The sequence below is a fragment of the Levilactobacillus tongjiangensis genome (assembly GCF_003946345.1).
In the GTDB taxonomy this organism is placed as follows: domain Bacteria; phylum Bacillota; class Bacilli; order Lactobacillales; family Lactobacillaceae; genus Levilactobacillus; species Levilactobacillus tongjiangensis.
The window spans coordinates 1-17,689 of record NZ_RHNY01000010.1 but is presented as its reverse complement, the minus strand read 5'-3'; the positions used below and the strand labels follow the sequence as shown (position 1 = coordinate 17,689).

The window sequence follows — 17,689 nt, the reverse complement described above, 5'->3', positions numbered from 1 at the left end:
GTATCTAGCTAAAGGTTGAAAGCGCTGAAATACCCACTATACCTGATACAACAAGGGTTGATGGTTAGTCAGAACTAGTGGAAAGTTACTGCCTTACCGTTCGCCAAATTTGACTCACTCTCGGCTACTCAGTGTGGGCGCCTTTAATGCTGAGTAAGTGCTGTCATTCGGGCATCTGAGCCAGCTAACCTGTTTAACCGGAGGCAGTCAGAGGTGGAGCCAGTTGTGTCGATGGTGTTAGCCGATTCTCGGCTTACAGCGTGAGACGTGTTTGAAGACTGGTGGTTCTTCCAGTCTTCAAACTGAGCCGAAGGACCGCTTTTCAGGCCGGAGGTGTTCCCCACAGCAGGCGGAATCTCTGACTACCTCCAGTGGCTGGGTGAGATTAATTTTAAGTCTATAACGCCTTACGATTCTTGGCTTGATAACGATTTTCCAACCTTCAACTCTTTAGTATCTAGTCGAAACGTGTGACAACAGGCAGTCAACTCCGCTTGTTTCACTCTTTTTTATTGCCCTCATTCGTCCTCTTCGGACTCCTCGGACTCAAGTGACGTCGACCGTGGCCATAGGAACCAAAAAAGCCCCAGGTTGACCAATGTACTGAGCGTTAACCCAGCAAACCCTAGCAAGGCTTCCAGCCAAGCCACTAGCTGTAAGCTCAACATCAGCCAGAGGGTACCGCCTACCAACCCGGCAGTCAGTAAAACCATTAATACGGTGGTCACAACTTTCAAAGTCATTCACGCCCCTTTCTCAGAATCGCTGGTCAACCACGCCCGTTTAAAAAACAGACGCTTGAGGTCACCACACCCTTTAGCATGGTGACCTCAATTTGCTTAGATACAGCGATAGCCTATAAAATTGAGCCATCCGTGAATATTGGAGATAGCAGTTGATGCCTTCTTTAGACGTTCAGTCAGATCAGCGATTCGCTTCAAAACAAGCGTAATTGGTGTTTTAACTTTCTTCAGCCAAAATAGATCATTGTTCATCCCGTTCATTTCGTTGTAAATGAAGCGACTAGCATCACTGTTACGTTTAATCAGCCGTTTTTGTCCGGTTGAAGGAAAGACTCTAACCTTAACCCCATAATGATAAGGTAATTGTGCCATCGTTTTCGCCATAAACTGCCATATCCCTTTGCTTGATAACCAGCGTACCATATGAGTATACTATATCCAATAGTAAAGTGTCTTACAATAATATTTATGGAGGTAACATATGAGCAAAACTATTGGCGGAGTAATTCACGAACGAGGCTATGTTTACAACTTTCATTTTCACTTAGTCTGGGTCACTAAATACCGGCACGAATCGTTTACAACACCAAAGTTAGTCGCTGAAATGACTGACATTCTAACAAAAATAGCCCGACTGAACGAAGTGACCATTGAGCAAATAGAAGTAATGCCTGACCATATTCACTTACTACTAAGTTTTAAGCCCAAGTACGCACCAACTAATATTGTCAAAGCCTTTAAGGGCGGTTCGGCTCGCTTATTTTTCGAACTACATCCAGAGATAAAGGCTCAAAAATTCTGGGGTGGACATCTTTGGTCTCCTAGTTACTTCATGAGTACCCTGGGTGACATGAGCAAGACGACCGTGGAAAAATACATTGCCAATCAACAAAAAGTATAAGGGCATTCATCCCTTGTTTGAAAGTAAGGGAATTCTGCCTAATTTATATTAAAAGCTTACCACGTTTAATCCGACATTTCATAGGAGAAATTCCGGATGGCGTGCTTTCTCTGATGAAAGCGGATACAATAGAAGTAGTACCTATTCAATGAAGGAGTGACATGTATGAGTCGTGTATTTGTCAGCGCACCAATTCCCCAGTCGGCCCTCGATATTCTAAATCAGGCGGGCCTGACAGTTGAAAGCTACAGCGGTGATGGCTTGATTACCAAGACAGAACTCCTGCAGCACGTCGCCAACATTGACGCTCTGATTACCCCCCTATCCACTCAGGTTGATCAAGACGTTATTGATGCAGCACCTCAGCTAAAATTGATTGCCAACTATGGTGCTGGTTTTAACAACATCGACACGGCGTACGCCAAGAGTAAAGGCATCCCCGTCACCAATACCCCTAAGGTCTCGACGACCTCCACGGCTGAAGTAACGACCGGTTTGATTATCGCCCTGGCCCACCGGATCGTTGAAGGTGATCAGCTGATGCGGACCAAAGGTTTTGCCGGTTGGTCCCCACTCTTCTTCCTGGGTCACGAGTTAGCAGGCAAAACTTTAGGTGTCATTGGTATGGGCCAAATTGGCCAAGCGGTGGCGAAACGGTTAGCTGCGTTTGACATGCGGATCATCTACACCCAACGCCATCCCCTACCAGCCGCTACGGAAGCCAGCATGCACGCTTCCTATGGCACCTTGGATGAAGTCTTGGCGCAAAGTGATGTCTTAACCATCCACTGTCCCCTGACGCCAGACACACATCACTTGCTGGGAGCAGCCGCCTTCAAGCAAATGAAAGACTCCGCCATGTTGATCAATGCTGCACGGGGGCCCGTAATCGATGAAGCTGCTCTGCTGGCTGCCCTGCAACGCGGTGAATTAGCCGGTGCTGCCCTAGACGTCTACGAGGCTGAACCGCACGTTGACGATGGCTTTAAGGCACTGAACAATGTCATTTTGACTCCGCATGTCGGCAATGCAACCGTTGAGGCTCGAGACGCCATGGCCACCATCGTGGCTAACAATGCAGTCAGAGTCGCAAGTGACGAACAACCGTTATACGTCGTCAATCCTTAATTGATCCGTGATTGTGTGCAATCGCCTTACCGGCCGCCAGCTACGGACTGGAACGCGATGGGAAGGACGGGACAAGCCAAGAAGCGGTCCTGTCCCTCACTTGAAAATACCACGGCTAGGTACTAATTTGACTCACTCTCAGCTACCTAGCGGATTACCGATAATATTGAGTAAATGCTGTTGTTCAGGCATTTAAGCTAGCTTAGTTTCCACGAACCTGTTTAACCTAAGACGGAATCTTTGACAGCCGCAGGTGGACGGCAATTGACTTCAATTAACTTAAACTTTTTCAATTCGGAGTCTGAGACGTAATCGTTTCAGACTCTTTTTATGCCAAATATTTTCAATTGACTATGCTAAACCACTTTTAGACGCCTAGTAAGGCCACTTTACCCATCCAGGCCAAAATACTGCAATCGGTTGCAATGGCGCCATTTAGCCATTTATAAGTAAAATTATTTTTAACGAATTGAAGGGGATTAATTGCTTATTGTCTGGCGGTAGCCTAAGATAAATGGTGAAGAATACGCTAACATTTAGCAGAAAGGATGACGAATTAATTTGAAAATCATTACATTACACGTCTTAGATGACTCCTTAGAAGTCAGTTATCAACCCGCTGATCGGTCCGGACAACGTCAATTTATCATTGCCTATAACGCTGAACAAACCATTGGCGAGAACCTCGAAAATTTACGACTTAAACTCGCTGGCTTGGATGTGGACGCTGCTATCATTGACAACGCCCTCAGCTACCCATTTTCAGACACAGTCGTCGGCATCAACCACCAACGAATTGACATTGGCTTGGCCATCACTAACATGTTGAACATCCCCGTCGTTAGCAATCAGGCCATCGCTGAACACGGCTTGACCAAGGCCCTAGCCGCCAAGCGCGACTATCTTAGCTGGCATCTTGATTATTACGGTCAGTATGCTGGCAAACGCAACTATGGTCAGGAAGCGATGCTGACAGTTGGCAACGGTTTCTTTGGCCTTCGTGGTGCCTATACGGAGGCCCACGCTGATGCAGACAACTATCCGGGCATGTACACCGCTGGACTCTACGATCAACTGACGACCAATCTCAACGGCCGGCAGGTTAAAAATGAAGACTTAGTCAATTTACCAAACGCTCAAGCCCTCTCATTTGGTGTCGACCATCAAAATCCCTTTCAAATCAAAGCGGCCGACATTCAGGATATTTATCGCAGTCTCGACCTGCACACTGGCACGCTGACTACCACCATGCTGGTTCAGCTCTCAACCGGACACGCCCTGCGGATTCGGACATCTAAACTGGCCAACTTCAAAGACTGGCACCGTTTGGCCATTAGGTACGAAATCACACCTCTTAACTTCGCCGGGACCTTGCAGGTCTACTCTGCCATTGATGGCGGCGTCGTTAACGGTAACGTTGAACGCTACAATGCCTTTGACCAGCATCATATTCAGGTCACCGGTACCAGCCAACAACCAGACCGAATTTTCCTGGAAGGTAAAACGCGGTCTTCGCAGGTTCACTTTGCCATTGGTTCGCACCTGAGCGGACCCGGTGATGCTTTAGCTGCTCCAGCCAATTCACCCGTAGATGGCCAACAGGTTCGACAAATGCGCTCCGTTAGTGTCGAACCGCAACACACTTATACCTTTGAAAAAAACGTTGTGCTCTTCACCAATCGTGAAACCACCGGTGACCTTCTGGAAACGGCGACGGCAGACTTGCAGGCTGCGTCCTACGACGATACCTTGCAAAGCAGTACCCATTACTGGGAGCAACGTTGGGCAGATGCTGACATTCAGATTAAGGGCGATATTACGTCGCAAAAACTGACCCGCGTCAACCTCTACCACTTATTTTCCGCCGTGCAATCAATTCGCTCCGGTAAAATTGATGCTTCCATCAATGCTCGGGGGCTTGACGGTGAAGCGTACCGTGGTCACGTCTTCTGGGACGAAATGTTTGATCTCCCCGTCTTCGCGCTACACGATCCAAAATTAGCGCGGCAACTGCTCATGTATCGGTACCGGCGCCTACCCGCTGCTAAGAAGAACGCACAAGCGGCTGGCTATGCTGGTGCCATGTATCCCTGGCAATCTGGTGAGATTGGCGACGAACAATCGCAAATTGTCCACCTGAACCCCCTCACCAATACCTGGGATCCCGACTATTCCTCGTTACAACGTCACGTTTCGCTAGCCATTGCGTACAACGTCATCATGTACACCCGCATTTCTGGTGACTGGGACTTCATGGCAAAGTACGGCTTGGAAATGTTGCAAGAGATTGCGCAATTCTGGCTGAGCAAAGTTAAGTTCGACCAGTCCAAGCACCGTTACACCATTGACAAGGTCATGGGTCCCGATGAATTCCACGAAAATTATCCTAACTCAGATACAACTGGCTTGGCCAACAACGCCTACACTAATTTAATGGTTGCTTGGCTGTTTAATCAGCTGGCAGACATTCGCCAGCAGCTTTCAAAAGAAACGCTAACAGTGGTTGACCAAAAGACCGCCGTCACACCGGAACTTTTACAGAAACAGGCTGACGTGGCGCATCATCTTAAATTGGACATTAATAGTGACGGTATCATTGGCCAATTTGAGGGATACTTCAAGCTCCCTCGGCTCGACTTCGGTAAGTACCGGCAAAAGTACGGCGACATCTCCCGGATGGACCGAATCTTAAAGGCCGAGGGGAAGACTCCCGACGCCTACCAGGTTGCCAAGCAGGCTGATGCCCTAATGGCGTTCTATAACTTGGACGCGCCTCAGGTGTTGGGCTTATTAAAACAATTAGGCTATGACTTGCCGCAACAGGCGCTGTTAAACAACCTACAATTCTACCTGGATCGCACCACTCATGGGTCCACCCTCTCCCGGATCGTGTACGCAGCGTTGACCGCTATGGCTGGCAATATGGATCAATCGTGGCGCTTCTTCTCACAAGCTTTGTTCTCCGATTACTATGATATTCAAGGGGGCACCACTGCTGAAGGCATTCACCTTGGTGTCATGGGCGCTGTCACACTAATGTCCACCCGGTTCTATGCCGGTGTTGATTCACTGGCTTCTGAGTTGACAATCAATCCACACCTGCCAGCAGCTTGGCAGAGTGTGCAGTTCCACCAACTCTTACGGGGAACCCGATTCACCTTCAACATCGACCATCACCAAATCACCGTGACGGCCGATCACGCGGCCACCATCAAGGTAGGCACTCATTCTGTTTCACTTAAACCTGATGCTTCACAAACTATTACCTATTAAGGAGTGTTTTACATGACAAAATTTGCTGATATTAAAGGATTCGTCTTCGACCTCGATGGGGTCATTACTGATACCTCAATCCTCCATGGAACCGCTTGGCACCAACTCGCCGACAGTCTCGGTGTTGCTTGGAGTAAAGAACTGGGCGACGGTCTCAAGGGTATTAGCCGGATGGACTCTTTGGAAATGATTCTAAAGGCTGGTAGCAAGGAAAACGACTACACCCAAGCTGAGAAAGAAAAATTGGCTGCTCAGAAGAACACCAATTACGTCGCTGAAGTCGACAAGATGACGCCTGCCAATATTTTGCCTGGCATGAAGGACTTCCTCGATAGCCTGCGGGCCAAGGGATACGACCTATCATTGGCTTCCGCTTCAAAGAATGCGCCACGCGTGTTAGGCAAGCTACAGTTGGCCGATTACTTCCCTAAGATCGTTGACCCAGCAACGTTGACACATGGTAAGCCAGATCCTGAAATCTACACCCGCGGTGCTGAACTGCTGAACCTCCCACCAGAACAATGTATTGGTGTGGAAGACGCTGCCGCTGGGGTGGCTGCCATCAACGCGGCTGGTGAAGTCTCCTTGGGAATTGGTGATGCCAAGGAGCTCGGTGCTGCAGATATGGTCTTTAGCAACACGGCTGAGGTTACCCTGGAAAACATTGCAAAGAAATTAGGCTAAATCACGCGTTTAGATTAACCACTTAGTCATTAAGGAGTTGAGATAATTTCTCAACTCCTTTTTTTAATGGCCCTGCCACATTGACCTAAACGAACGACTCATTTATTACTAACGAAATCTAGCGAAGATTTGTCACCCACTTTCTAACATCTTAAGAATTCTTTACTTATCCATCCCTCCAAACAAAAACAGCCATGGCCAGCGCCATAGCTGTTTCTTGGAATTAAATAAAAATGCTCATGATTCAGCAGTCAAAGGTGGTGATTTGCTTCCTTGGACATTAGTCACAACGACAAGCTAACAATCGTAAATTGAGCATTCTCCTACTACCACCGAGACGGCCTACAATTACCAACTAAGCCGATAGGTTGGCAGATATGGGCTCAGGCGCGAAATTATTCTTAGTCGGCGGGTGATTTCCCCACTGGCTTAGAATAAGGCCAAGCTTGTAGACTCGTGGTTTTCGAGGCTTCAAGTTGTGCCCGCACCGTTCCAGCCCATATCTGCCAACCGGCAAGGCGAGAAGAGTGTCTACTTGATGAGGCCAAAGTGCCGGAGGCCATGAACGATACCGTCCGTTGTATTCGTTGTTGTCACGTACGCAGCCTTCGCCTTGGCCTCGGGAACACCATTCCCCATGGAGATGGGCACGTCGACCTCATCAAACATCTGGAGGTCGTTGTAGCCATCCCCGAAGGCATAGGTCTTAATTCCCTGCAAGCCGGCCTTGTCAATCAACGTGCGAATGCCAGACTGCTTGCTGACACCGTGAATCATGGTATCCAGGCAGCGCGGATTGTTACGCACGAGATCTAGCTTACCTGCAAATTTTGCCTGATAAGCCTGATCCTTGTCTCGGTTAAAGACGTTCAAAAAATTAATTTCCTGGTCCTGATACCACTCGGCATCGACCACCGGATGCAGCCGTAAAAGCTGAAAGTTCTCCGTTGTATCAGCATTGGCCTGACTCAACCGAAACCCCTGGCTGGTATAGTACGCCAACGGGTCCCCTTGCTCGCTCGCAAACGCTGTGATATCATTTAGCGTCTGCTGGTCAATCACGGATGCGGTCAGGCGTTTGCCTTCTAACTGGACATAACTGCCATTGGCCCCGACCACGGAATCAATCCCCGTGGCGTCCAAAACATATTGAATCTCAAAAATGTTTCTTCCAGTCGCGATAACTGGTAGAATATGATGTTGTTGCATCTCGTGAATAGCGGCGATGCTGGCTGGCAAGACATTCTTGTCGTCGTCAAACAACGTACTATCTAAATCAAAAAAGACAATTGCTTGATACATACCATAACCTCCTAATCAACAACTCTACGGCTCCATTATACAGCCTAACCAAAGTTAACGAAATGGAGAAAAATCTGTCTAGCAGATGTAGTACAGAGCATTTTTATGGTACACTATATCTTGTATTTCTAATTAAAGAGGGGCTATCATGGTGATAATTACAGCTGGAATGATTGGTGTCGGTAAAACGACCCTTACTGGAAAGATTGCGACACACTTGGGAACTCAGGCATTTTTCGAGCCCGTTGGGGACAACCCTGTGCTGCCACTTTACTACCGGGATCCTAAGCAATATGGTTTCTTACTGCAAATTTACTTCTTGAACAAGCGTTTCAGCATGATTAAGCGAGCGCTTGCCGACGACAACAACGTCCTCGACCGTTCCATCTATGAAGATGCCCTCTTCACGCGCGAAAACAACGCTGAAGGGAACATCACGGATACTGAGCTTGAGGTTTACTTAAACCTCCTCGACAACATGATGAACGAGCTGGACGAATTGCCAAAGAAGGCGCCAGACTTGTTAGTTTACGCTGATGCTGACTTTGACACGATTCTTCACCGGATCAAGAAGCGTGGTCGTGACTACGAACAATTCGATAACAATCCAGAATTGGAAAGTTACTACAAGAAGATGTGGACCGCCTACCAGGGCTGGTTTGCCGACTACGATGTTAGTCCTAAGATTAAAATTGACCTGCAAAAGTACGACTTAGACGTACCTGGCAACACCGACCTTGTTTTAGCACAAATCGATGACGCCTTAAAGGATATTCGCTCCAACGCTACCGTTTAGGAACCACAAAAAAAGATCACAAGCTGTCAAAGCTTGTGGTCTTTTTGTTTTATCTATCAGCTGTTTCGGATGGTAAAAGAATAATCTGGCTGTCACCATCATCATAAGCCAATACCGTTTCCGGGAGCTCGGGGGTATACCCAAATTCAGTATCAAATCCCGCCCGTAACGTCATCTGTTTATCATCCGTTTGAACATACTCGAACGTTGTGTTGCCCTGATTGTTGTGCAACTTAAACGTCAGCAGGTTATCCAACGGGAATAGCCCTTGGAGGTCGCGGTCAATAATCTGCCAAACGGCATCGATCATATCACCAGGCATGGCCGCAACGGTACCATAGCTGGCATACCGCGCATGATTGGTTTCAAACATCTTCTCGCCTCCACTTTCGGTCATTTAGCACTATTATACCGTAAGTTATTTGAAAACGGGAATATTTACGCTTACCTCTAGACAACGTCCTGGGTGCTCCGTCGATCTAAAATATTCACCAAAAATGAAATGACAATCAACAAGGCTCCTGCGATGAAGATGGCATGTAACCCCTGATACAAAATACCGTGAAGCGTTGGTAGCAGATGGGCTGGCAAGTCTTTTGCCGTCTGCGGATTGATCAATTTGTTCATCATTGCCATGGTCGTTCCTGGGTGACTGGCCACACCACGCGTCATCGCAACGTTCATGATGATTCCAAAAATAGAGACCATAATGGTCTGTCCCAGTGTCCGGGCTAACGTATTAAAGGAAGTCGCCACACCCACTTCATCAGTCGCCACGTGACTTTGGACGGTCACGGTGGTCGTAGTAATCGTAATCCCAAATCCAGTCCCACAGATGGCCGCAATCACGAAGAAACTCCAAAACGGCGTGCTCATAGGCAAGACTGCCATGGTGACCGCACCAATGATAACCAGTGTTAACGCAATGTTCACAATCTGATAGGGTGAGCGGTCCAACAACAGTTTACCAGCAATGAATGACCCAACGATCCACATTAAGGAGCTGGGCGTAATGGCAAACCCTGCTTGCGACGCTAATAAACCAAGAAGTCCTTGCGTCCAGGTTGGCAAGTACACTTCAAAACCCATGATAAATCCACTTAGCAGTGCCGCAATTAAATTTTGAATGACAAACGTGCGGTCTTTAAATAATGACATTGGAATCAAAGGATCCGCTACCCGCCGTTCCTGATGAATAAACAGGCCAAATGACACCACGGCCACGATAAAGCCTACAACGACCCACGTCAGACTAATACCACCGTCACCCAGCAACTGGAACGTTAACATCATAGCTAGTAACCCGACTGAAAGCCAGATACATCCCCCCCAGTCCATCGTAAATGCCTTGCGCTGGGTGGATTCGTTAAGGTTGAACCAAATCAGCGCCATGGTAATCAACCCAATTGGAATATTAATGAAGAAGATCCAATGCCAGGAAAGTTGGTCCACGATAAAGCCCCCCAGTAACGGGGCCACCACGGCCGCTATTCCCCACGCTGAGCCGTTTAGTCCCATAACCCGGGCCCGTTGTTCGACCGGATAAATATCGGCTAAAATCGTAAATGAGACGGGCATAATGGCCCCAGCCCCAATTCCCTGCAGAGCTCGCCAAGCAATTAAGGTTTCCATGCTATGAGACATCCCCGACAGCATCGATCCCAAGACAAAGACAAACAACCCCACCAAGAAAACCAGTTTACGACCCACTGTATCAGCCAACTTACCGTAAATAGGGGTGGCTAACGCACTGGTTAGCAGAAAAATTGAGAAGACCCAGTTCATCAAGGCCACCCCGTGCAAATCACCGACAATGGTGGGCATGGCAGTCGAGACGATGGTTCCTTCAATGGCGGACATAAAAGTTGCGACGAAGACGGCGCCAGTAACGACACCAACGTTAGTTTGTTTCTTAACCATAATTTCCTCCTACCGTTGGCCCCGCCACACAACGTATTTGAGTGGCCAAAAACTGCCACTTCCCAATTTCTATTCGAGATAGTAATAGATTAATTATCAGGGGTAACCTTTGAAATATCAAGAGTTTATGCTTAATTATTTGCGACATCCCCGTCAACACACTTCCCGCGACCCGCCGGAGCCAGTCTGTTGTTGGCGGTCTCCCCTAACCGACACTAAAAAGTTCCGACCACCCCATGGGCAATCGGAACTCTTATAGATTTTAAAAATTATTTTGTTGCTACTTCACAAGCCGCCTTCAAAGCGTCGACCTTATCAAGGTGTTCCCAAGGCAAATCGATGTCGGTCCGACCAAAATGGCCGTATGCGGCAGTTTGCTTATAAATTGGCCGTTGTAAGTCGAGCATCTTGATGATTCCGGCTGGACGAAGATCAAACAAGTCACGAACGGCTGCGGATAATTTACTTTCCGCAACGGTCCCCGTGCCAAAGGTGTTCACGTACACAGAAACTGGTTCGGCCACACCAATGGCGTAGGCAATCTGCACTTCACATTCGGATGCCAACTTAGCAGCCACAATGTTCTTAGCAATGTACCGCGCTGCGTAACTAGCAGAACGGTCAACCTTCGTGGCGTCCTTCCCTGAGAAGGCCCCACCACCATGATGAGCAGCACCACCGTACGTATCAACGATAATCTTCCGACCCGTTAAACCAGCATCCCCTTGGGGACCACCAATAACGAACCGGCCAGTTGGGTTGATAAAGTACTTGGTCTGATCATCAAGCAGGTTAGCTGGAATAACTTCCTTAACCACTTGATTGATCACGTCTTGACGAATTTGGTCTAACGTCACGTCAGGATCATGTTGCGTACTCAAAACCACCGTATCGACTCGCATTGGCTTGTCATTGTCATCGTATTCGACCGTAACTTCAGCCTTTGCATCTGGCCGTAGGTAATCAATCTCGTTAGTCTTCCGCAACTTAGCGATGCGTTGCATCAAGGCGTGACTTAACATGATTGGCAGTGGCATGAGTTCAGGCGTTTCATCAACTGCGTACCCAAACATTAACCCTTGGTCACCAGCACCAATTTGGTCCAGTGGATCCACGTCACCCTTCCGCGTTTCCAAGGAATCATCGACCCCTTGCGCGATATCAGGTGATTGTTCATCAATGGCAACTAAAACGGCACAGTTGTCGCCATCGAAACCATATTGGCCGTCCGTGTAGCCGATTTCTTTAATCGTTTGGCGAACAACCTTTTGGATGTCAACGTAGGCCTTGGTGGAAATTTCACCGAAGACCAGGACGAGCCCCGTCGTAACGGAAGTTTCACAGGCAACCCGTGAATCGGGATCTTGTGCAAGCAACGCGTCTAAAATGGCATCACTGATTTGATCAGCGATTTTGTCTGGATGGCCTTCAGAAACGGATTCCGAAGTAAATAAATGTCTTTCTTGCAATGGATATTCCCCCTAGATAGTGTTGACGGCAAGTTGACCGATAATCTCGTCGCCATTCGGTTACAAGGCAGCTTCACTAAACTCGTGAATCCTATCGGGAATTGACTCATAACCCAAGAATTTTAACATAAATCAGGCCGATTTAACAAGGAAGGGATGTGAATTTTCAAAAACAAACGTTGACCAAACCCATAATTTTCACTAAGATAAAAGGCAATACTATAACCAGTCGAAACGGAGCGATTCCATGACCACACTCATGGCCTTCTTTAAAAACCGCACAGTGCAGCAATTATTTATCTTCACTCTGTGTCAAAATATTCTTTGGTGGGTCGCCGGTTCGACGGCTTCTACCGGCAATCCTTTAGGAACCGACGTCAAGTTCTTCCTATTAGTGTACGGCGTTTTCTTAGCAGCCGGCTACTTTCTCATCTTGAAGCGCCATTTTCAAACAGCGGTTGGCCCAATTCTCGTCGTTGCTGCGGGAACGATGGGTTTTCTCGCCGCTCCCCAAGCTCACTTGGTACAACTCTTTGCCCTGCTGATCTGCATTTTTCTCGTGTTAGCTTGTATCCCACAGTTAGGTCTACAATCGGTGTACGGGCTAGTTGTCTTTAGCTTTCTCGCCGGTTTAGGGGTTCCCGTAGTCCTGTTCTTTCTCAGGAACCACTACCTGGCCGTCCAATTTCTCGCACCATTAATTCCGCTAATGGCCAGTTACCTGGCATTCTTTGAACCATACTACGTCACGGGTACTCAGGACTGGCGGCGACGTTTGATTACCCCATTGATTTTTGTGGTCACCCTATTTTGGTTGCCCTTCAGTTGGCGCATCATCTTGATTATTTTACTGACCGCCGCTCACTGGTGGCTCCAAGGTCGTCTGAATCAGCGCTACCGTTTGGTCACGACGGGCCTCTTTCAACTGATTGTTGGTCTGTTAATCCTTCTATAGCCTCAGTCTTTTAAAGTTTCGCTAAACTCCACAGTTGAACGCCCGCTTGTACCACTAGCTGTGCTAGAATGGGGCATCATCTAGTTAATGGAGGAACGGAAATGACGGAAATCAAAGTGATTGGCGACATCTTAAGCGGCAAATTTCAGCCTAGCTTAACCGGTAATCAAATTGTAGATGCGGCCCTGATCGATCACTTTTGTCAGAATCTGGCAATTGCTTTACAACTCTCTAGCGACACCATTCAAGCCGAACATCACTGGGATCTGACGATTAACCCAAATGTTGTCTATATTATTGACACCCAAATTTTGCGCGTTAGCGGCCATCAAAGAGGCAACGGGAACGTTATCCCAGTTAGCCACACAGACCTACTACGTGGGCAAATTACAGCTACTAAGCAACAGTTAATCTCCCAAGACTCGCTACACTATTCCGTTAACTAATTGGTCCGGCCATCGCATGGTTGGACTTTTTTGTTGTCTTAATTAACGCAGATTCTGATACCAGCGATAGAATCGATTTTCCTCATCCCCTCAGGTCAGATCGGCGATCCGAAAATTGGGCCCCTGAGGCCAATCCTTCACCTGATTAATCTGTTTCTGTAATTGCATTAACCCCTCGTCGACTAGCACTCTTTTGCCATTCACAAAGAACTGGGTCTTCTTCCAGTAAATCCGCGTATCTACTATTGTAAAGGACCTACGAATACGATAGCCCACTAGCGGGTAGAAAAGGGTCTCCACTAGATCCCCCTCCTCTGCTTGGACAAACCGAGCATCTCTCAGCCGGTCCTTGGTAAAGCTATGCTTGCGGTGAGACTTTCGATCCCATACTTCCAGCTGATAGCCTATTCCCAAAACGTCGATTAGTTTTTGAATGGGACCAGCGAAGAAGTTGAGCCGAAAGTAAGCCAAGTCGCGAATGTCCTCGTAAAGTAAATGCTGGTTACGAAACTCCGACCACCCCGCCTCGGGGAGATAATCATACAAAGCTTGTTCGGATTGCTTACACGCCATGACATTTTTCTGATGAGCTGCTCCGAGCTTAATGGCTGTGTGATCAAACGGTGATGGGGCTGCTTCCAAATTGTGGCTCCTCACATCAGATTGAAGCTTCATATTCTTATTCATGAATTCTCCTCATCGCTGCCCTTAATAGAAGCTGACGATAGAGTTAAAGATAGCACGTTTAAGCTGAACTTAATAGTCCTAATTATTAATAAACCGCACTTCAAAAAACCTCAAAAATAGACTTGTCATCAAAATAATGTATCTTATTCCCGCGAGACTTCTAGTAAGACGTATAAACAGCCAAATGGCTCCGCCTTCATGCACTTTTGTCATATAAATAGACTAATTGAAGAGTTTAAACTTATTTTTTCTTTAGTCACTTGTCGTTGCTATTCCTGCCATATATGGGTATATTAACTACATCACCTGAGGAGGAATTACTATGTCAGATATTTTAGTCACTACTACCGAGAACATTCCCGGCCATCAATACGAAGTTATCGGTGAGGTCTTTGGACTCACCACCCAGTCTAAGAACTTAATCAGAAACATTGGTGCTTCACTAAAGAACGTTGTGGGTGGGGAAATCCGTGACTACACCAATATGCTCGATGAAGCCAGAAACGTTGCCGTCGATCGTTTAAAGCTAAATGCTGCAAATATGGGAGCCGATGCGGTGGTTATGATGCGGTTTGATTCCGGTTCCATTGGCACGGACATGCAATCCGTGGCCGCTTACGGGACCGCTGTGAAATATATCTAAACTTTCGTATTTTACGCAAAAACTAGCCACTTTCGCCATTGTGTTGCATACAATGTTCGTTACACTTCGAATTAGTTGCCCAAATATACCAACAATCCAGCCCAATCAGCCGCCAAACCGCGGCAGACCGGGCTGGATTTTATTTTGGCCAAAAAGATTGAATTGGACACCCGGTTACGTAGTTATCTTTATAGCCACAATCATTGATGTGTAACCATTTATCCCCACACAAAAGGCTTTCTGGGACAATGTTTGTCCACAATCGAATTATTGTCCCCCGGAAACTATCCATACTCGCTTATGTGTCCGTCCTACTCCTTTGGAACCCGTTCTATACTTATGTCAGTCAATAAGATAGCAAGCAATTGAAAAAGAGATAATTCGGATTTTAAGAAAGCGGGTATTCATCATGTTAGAAAAAATCATTAAAGGGACAGTCTTAATCGTCGCAACCATCGTCTTAACTTTAGCAGCATGTAGCTCAACCATCTTCGCCGCAGCTAAAGCACCTGTTACACCTTCATGGGGTAGCTGGAAAGACACCACTATTACATATAAGACTAGCAACACTTCTTCTTACTACAAGGGTGTTTGGAAGAACGCCGTTAAGCGCTGGAACAAAGTTGGCGTTGTTCAATTGAAAGCTGCTAAGAGCGGCGAAAAGGCTGACATCACATTAACCTCTTCCGCTTCACTCAGCACCAAGAGCGGCAAGTTAGCTGGTTACACCAACTACTCATACATCAACAAAGGTAACGACAACAACCAAATCGTTTCTGCTAAGTCTACTTTGAACCGTAGCTTACTTACCAAGTACGGTTACACCAAGAACCAACGGACGAACGTTGCTACTCATGAAATTGGCCATGCCCTCGGCTTGAGCCACTCATCCAGCAAGAAGAGCGTTATGTACGCATCCGACCGTTACGCATCCATCGACCACCAAGACAAAGTTGGCTTGGACCAAGCTTACGGCGAATAAGAACCAAACCTCTATCTAACATTGACATAGTAATACCCGCGAAAGCCTAGCCGTCCCGCTAGGCTTTTTTAATACGCTAAATTTACTATACATAGTCAACGCACAACTGCAGCCTGACTAGATAGCACCACACAACCTGTGAAGCCCCAGAAACTGGCTAAACCAGGAGCACCGTGACTTTCCCTACCCATCACTCTTGATGCCAACGAAGTAACTCCCTACTCTCTGAATACCTTTCAAAAAGACACCGGTTGAAGCAACTTTACTGATCAGCTTAGGATAGTAAACTAGCAGTCCCCAGCAGAAATTGCCTTTGAGTACGCATTACCCACGATTTGCCGAGTGCTCTCTCAGCTTCAGTGATTCCAGCGAAAGTAGTCGCTGACATAACCGCTAAATAATTCAGCATTAAACGTCTTTTCACCAAAATGAGCTTATCTTCCTTCCTAAGCGTTTTTATCACATTCAGGTATACTTACCTAAAAAGAATAGAAAAGTCTCTGTATCACCAATTCTCGAGGCCGTTTTTCGACATATTCGTCATTTTCACACGATATCGGTTAGTCACTCCGAAAGATTCCTCATCATTTACTACATCGATGAGGGATTTAATCTATAACAAAACTGATACTGAAAACTAGTATAACGGCAGCTTGCTAAAACGACTTAACCGATCACCAGTCACCTTGTCCCATGTTCATTGTACATTTGTTAAATACCGATCCATGCAAAGCGCAACTGTTCCTGGGATGATTTTAAAAAAAACTAGGACCTTACTACTCCAGTCTGTCTGAAACGGATCTATTTTTTCAAATAGCGCTTAATTTGCAACTTTACCTTTCCATTTGCCATTCATTCCACAACTTTCCTTTGCCTATTAAAATTGGCTCCCAACCTTCATGGTAAGGATCCTAAGACAACTCTCTACTAGAAAGAAACTGAGAAATGTGTCAGTTCACCTGCACCTGTCAAGCCATTAACTTTGCTTAGCAGCCGCCATTAGCCCTTAGCCCTGTCAATTCTCCGTGAACGTCCCTCAGCGGCTCACTGACACAACTGATAACCTCAGATAGCGTCTCAGTTACAGTCATCACGGCCGCCTATCCGCAATCAATACAGATTACGCCTAAAAATACGCAAAAAAAAAGCCATTGCCTAATGCAATGACTACCGAGATGAAACTTCTTATACCGGAGGTGGGGTTCGAACCCACACGTCCTCAACGGACACTGGATTTTGAGTCCAGCGCGTCTGCCAGTTCCGCCACTCCGGCAAAAAAATTCTGATTGGATACACCCAGTCAAAGGTGGTAATCGGATTCGAACCGACGATGAAGGTTTTGCAGACCTCTGCCTTACCACTTGGCTATACCACCATAATCGTCTATCCAATCTGACTGGACCAACTGTTTCTTGAAGATGCCCCAATCTAGGGCGGTATGTGGGAATCGAACCCACGCGTGCCGGAACCACAATCCGGTGTGTTAACCCCTTCACCAATACCGCCATCACATTACAAACAGGGATAGTAGGAGTTGAACCCACATCGACGGTTTTGGAGACCGTTGTTCTACCATTGAACTATATCCCTATAATGATGGTGGGGAGTGGATTCGAACCACCGAACCCGAAGGAGCGGATTTACAGTCCGCCGCGTTTAGCCAGACTTCGCTACCCCACCATAAATGGCGCGGGACGGAATCGAACCGCCGACACATGGAGCTTCAATCCATTGCTCTACCGACTGAGCTACCGAGCCAT

Annotated in this window: 16 protein-coding genes, 6 tRNA genes and 1 riboswitch; of the genes, 9 read left to right on the top strand and 13 right to left on the bottom strand. The window is 47.1% G+C overall.

Annotated features, from left to right (window positions below):
- Nucleotides 1-518 precede the first annotated feature (518 nt).
- Nucleotides 519-743: a hypothetical protein gene (locus EKM75_RS07395; RefSeq protein WP_225426675.1), complete on the bottom strand. Its 225-nt coding sequence runs from the start codon at nt 741-743 to the stop codon at nt 519-521.
- 96 nt (nt 744-839) lie between these two features.
- Nucleotides 840-1,127, bottom strand: coding sequence for a helix-turn-helix domain-containing protein (locus EKM75_RS13105; protein ID WP_382338500.1), 288 nt, complete (start codon nt 1,125-1,127; stop codon nt 840-842).
- A gap of 97 nt (nt 1,128-1,224) precedes the next feature.
- On the opposite strand from EKM75_RS13105, the gene tnpA reads away from it, so the two are divergent.
- The 4 genes from tnpA (at nt 1,225) to pgmB (ending at nt 6,729) form a co-directional block, all read left to right on the top strand.
- The gene (tnpA, locus tag EKM75_RS07385; protein ID WP_125693368.1) at nt 1,225-1,644 is read left to right on the top strand and encodes an IS200/IS605 family transposase; all 420 of its coding nucleotides are present in this window, start codon (nt 1,225-1,227) and stop codon (nt 1,642-1,644) included.
- Nucleotides 1,645-1,809: 165 nt separating this feature from the next.
- Nucleotides 1,810-2,772: a 2-hydroxyacid dehydrogenase family protein gene (locus EKM75_RS07380; protein ID WP_125693366.1), complete on the top strand. Its 963-nt coding sequence runs from the start codon at nt 1,810-1,812 to the stop codon at nt 2,770-2,772.
- Between the two features lie 561 nt (nt 2,773-3,333).
- Nucleotides 3,334-6,045 (top strand): glycoside hydrolase family 65 protein, encoded by a 2,712-nt coding sequence (locus tag EKM75_RS07375; RefSeq protein WP_125693364.1) that lies wholly within the window; start codon nt 3,334-3,336, stop codon nt 6,043-6,045.
- A gap of 12 nt (nt 6,046-6,057) precedes the next feature.
- Complete coding sequence (gene pgmB, locus EKM75_RS07370) at nt 6,058-6,729, top strand: beta-phosphoglucomutase (RefSeq protein WP_125693362.1); 672 nt, start codon at nt 6,058-6,060, stop codon at nt 6,727-6,729.
- 531 nt (nt 6,730-7,260) lie between these two features.
- On the opposite strand, the gene EKM75_RS07365 is transcribed toward pgmB, so the two are convergent.
- Complete coding sequence (locus EKM75_RS07365) at nt 7,261-8,031, bottom strand: Cof-type HAD-IIB family hydrolase (RefSeq protein WP_125693361.1); 771 nt, start codon at nt 8,029-8,031, stop codon at nt 7,261-7,263.
- A 148-nt stretch (nt 8,032-8,179) separates the two neighbouring features.
- Here EKM75_RS07365 and EKM75_RS07360 point away from each other — a divergent pair, with 148 nt between their 5' ends.
- Nucleotides 8,180-8,827, top strand: a complete 648-nt coding sequence (locus tag EKM75_RS07360; RefSeq protein ID WP_125693359.1) for a deoxynucleoside kinase — start codon at nt 8,180-8,182, stop codon at nt 8,825-8,827.
- 49 nt (nt 8,828-8,876) lie between these two features.
- Here the strand turns inward: EKM75_RS07360 and EKM75_RS07355 are convergent, their stop codons facing one another.
- The 3 genes from EKM75_RS07355 to metK form a co-directional block, all read right to left on the bottom strand.
- Nucleotides 8,877-9,200, bottom strand: a complete 324-nt coding sequence (locus tag EKM75_RS07355; RefSeq protein WP_125684954.1) for a DUF960 domain-containing protein — start codon at nt 9,198-9,200, stop codon at nt 8,877-8,879.
- Between the two features lie 77 nt (nt 9,201-9,277).
- Nucleotides 9,278-10,747 carry an MDR family MFS transporter gene (locus EKM75_RS07350; RefSeq protein ID WP_125693357.1) on the bottom strand — a complete coding sequence of 490 codons (1,470 nt, stop codon included), beginning with the start codon at nt 10,745-10,747 and terminating at the stop codon, nt 9,278-9,280.
- A 269-nt stretch (nt 10,748-11,016) separates the two neighbouring features.
- Nucleotides 11,017-12,216, bottom strand: coding sequence for a methionine adenosyltransferase (metK, locus tag EKM75_RS07345; RefSeq protein ID WP_125693355.1), 1,200 nt, complete (start codon nt 12,214-12,216; stop codon nt 11,017-11,019).
- Nucleotides 12,214-12,333: riboswitch (SMK box riboswitch) on the bottom strand. (Overlaps the previous gene by 3 nt.)
- A gap of 130 nt (nt 12,334-12,463) precedes the next feature.
- On the opposite strand from metK, the gene EKM75_RS07340 reads away from it, so the two are divergent.
- Together EKM75_RS07340 and EKM75_RS07335 are read left to right on the top strand one after the other, a co-directional pair.
- A complete protein-coding gene (locus EKM75_RS07340; RefSeq protein WP_125693353.1) occupies nt 12,464-13,171 on the top strand; it encodes a hypothetical protein in 708 nt (235 codons plus the stop codon).
- Between the two features lie 101 nt (nt 13,172-13,272).
- On the top strand, nt 13,273-13,617 hold the full coding sequence (locus tag EKM75_RS07335) for a hypothetical protein (RefSeq protein ID WP_125693351.1): 345 nt from the start codon (nt 13,273-13,275) through the stop codon (nt 13,615-13,617).
- A 90-nt stretch (nt 13,618-13,707) separates the two neighbouring features.
- Here EKM75_RS07335 and EKM75_RS07330 read toward each other — a convergent pair whose 3' ends face one another.
- Nucleotides 13,708-14,304 (bottom strand): hypothetical protein, encoded by a 597-nt coding sequence (locus tag EKM75_RS07330; protein ID WP_125693349.1) that lies wholly within the window; start codon nt 14,302-14,304, stop codon nt 13,708-13,710.
- A 322-nt stretch (nt 14,305-14,626) separates the two neighbouring features.
- Between EKM75_RS07330 and EKM75_RS07325 the strand changes: the two genes are divergently transcribed.
- Together EKM75_RS07325 and EKM75_RS07320 are read left to right on the top strand one after the other, a co-directional pair.
- Complete coding sequence (locus EKM75_RS07325) at nt 14,627-14,947, top strand: heavy metal-binding domain-containing protein (RefSeq protein ID WP_125684942.1); 321 nt, start codon at nt 14,627-14,629, stop codon at nt 14,945-14,947.
- 409 nt (nt 14,948-15,356) lie between these two features.
- Nucleotides 15,357-15,929: a matrixin family metalloprotease gene (locus EKM75_RS07320; RefSeq protein WP_125693347.1), complete on the top strand. Its 573-nt coding sequence runs from the start codon at nt 15,357-15,359 to the stop codon at nt 15,927-15,929.
- A gap of 1,188 nt (nt 15,930-17,117) precedes the next feature.
- Here EKM75_RS07320 and EKM75_RS07315 read toward each other — a convergent pair.
- From EKM75_RS07315 to EKM75_RS07290, 6 genes are all read right to left on the bottom strand, one after another.
- A tRNA-Leu gene (locus EKM75_RS07315) sits at nt 17,118-17,202 on the bottom strand.
- 31 nt (nt 17,203-17,233) lie between these two features.
- Nucleotides 17,234-17,304 (bottom strand) — tRNA-Cys (locus EKM75_RS07310).
- A gap of 57 nt (nt 17,305-17,361) precedes the next feature.
- Nucleotides 17,362-17,434: transfer RNA gene (locus tag EKM75_RS07305), tRNA-His, on the bottom strand.
- Between the two features lie 14 nt (nt 17,435-17,448).
- A tRNA-Trp gene (locus EKM75_RS07300) sits at nt 17,449-17,519 on the bottom strand.
- Between the two features lie 7 nt (nt 17,520-17,526).
- A tRNA-Tyr gene (locus tag EKM75_RS07295) sits at nt 17,527-17,609 on the bottom strand.
- 5 nt (nt 17,610-17,614) lie between these two features.
- A tRNA-Phe gene (locus tag EKM75_RS07290) sits at nt 17,615-17,687 on the bottom strand.
- Nucleotides 17,688-17,689 lie beyond the last annotated feature (2 nt).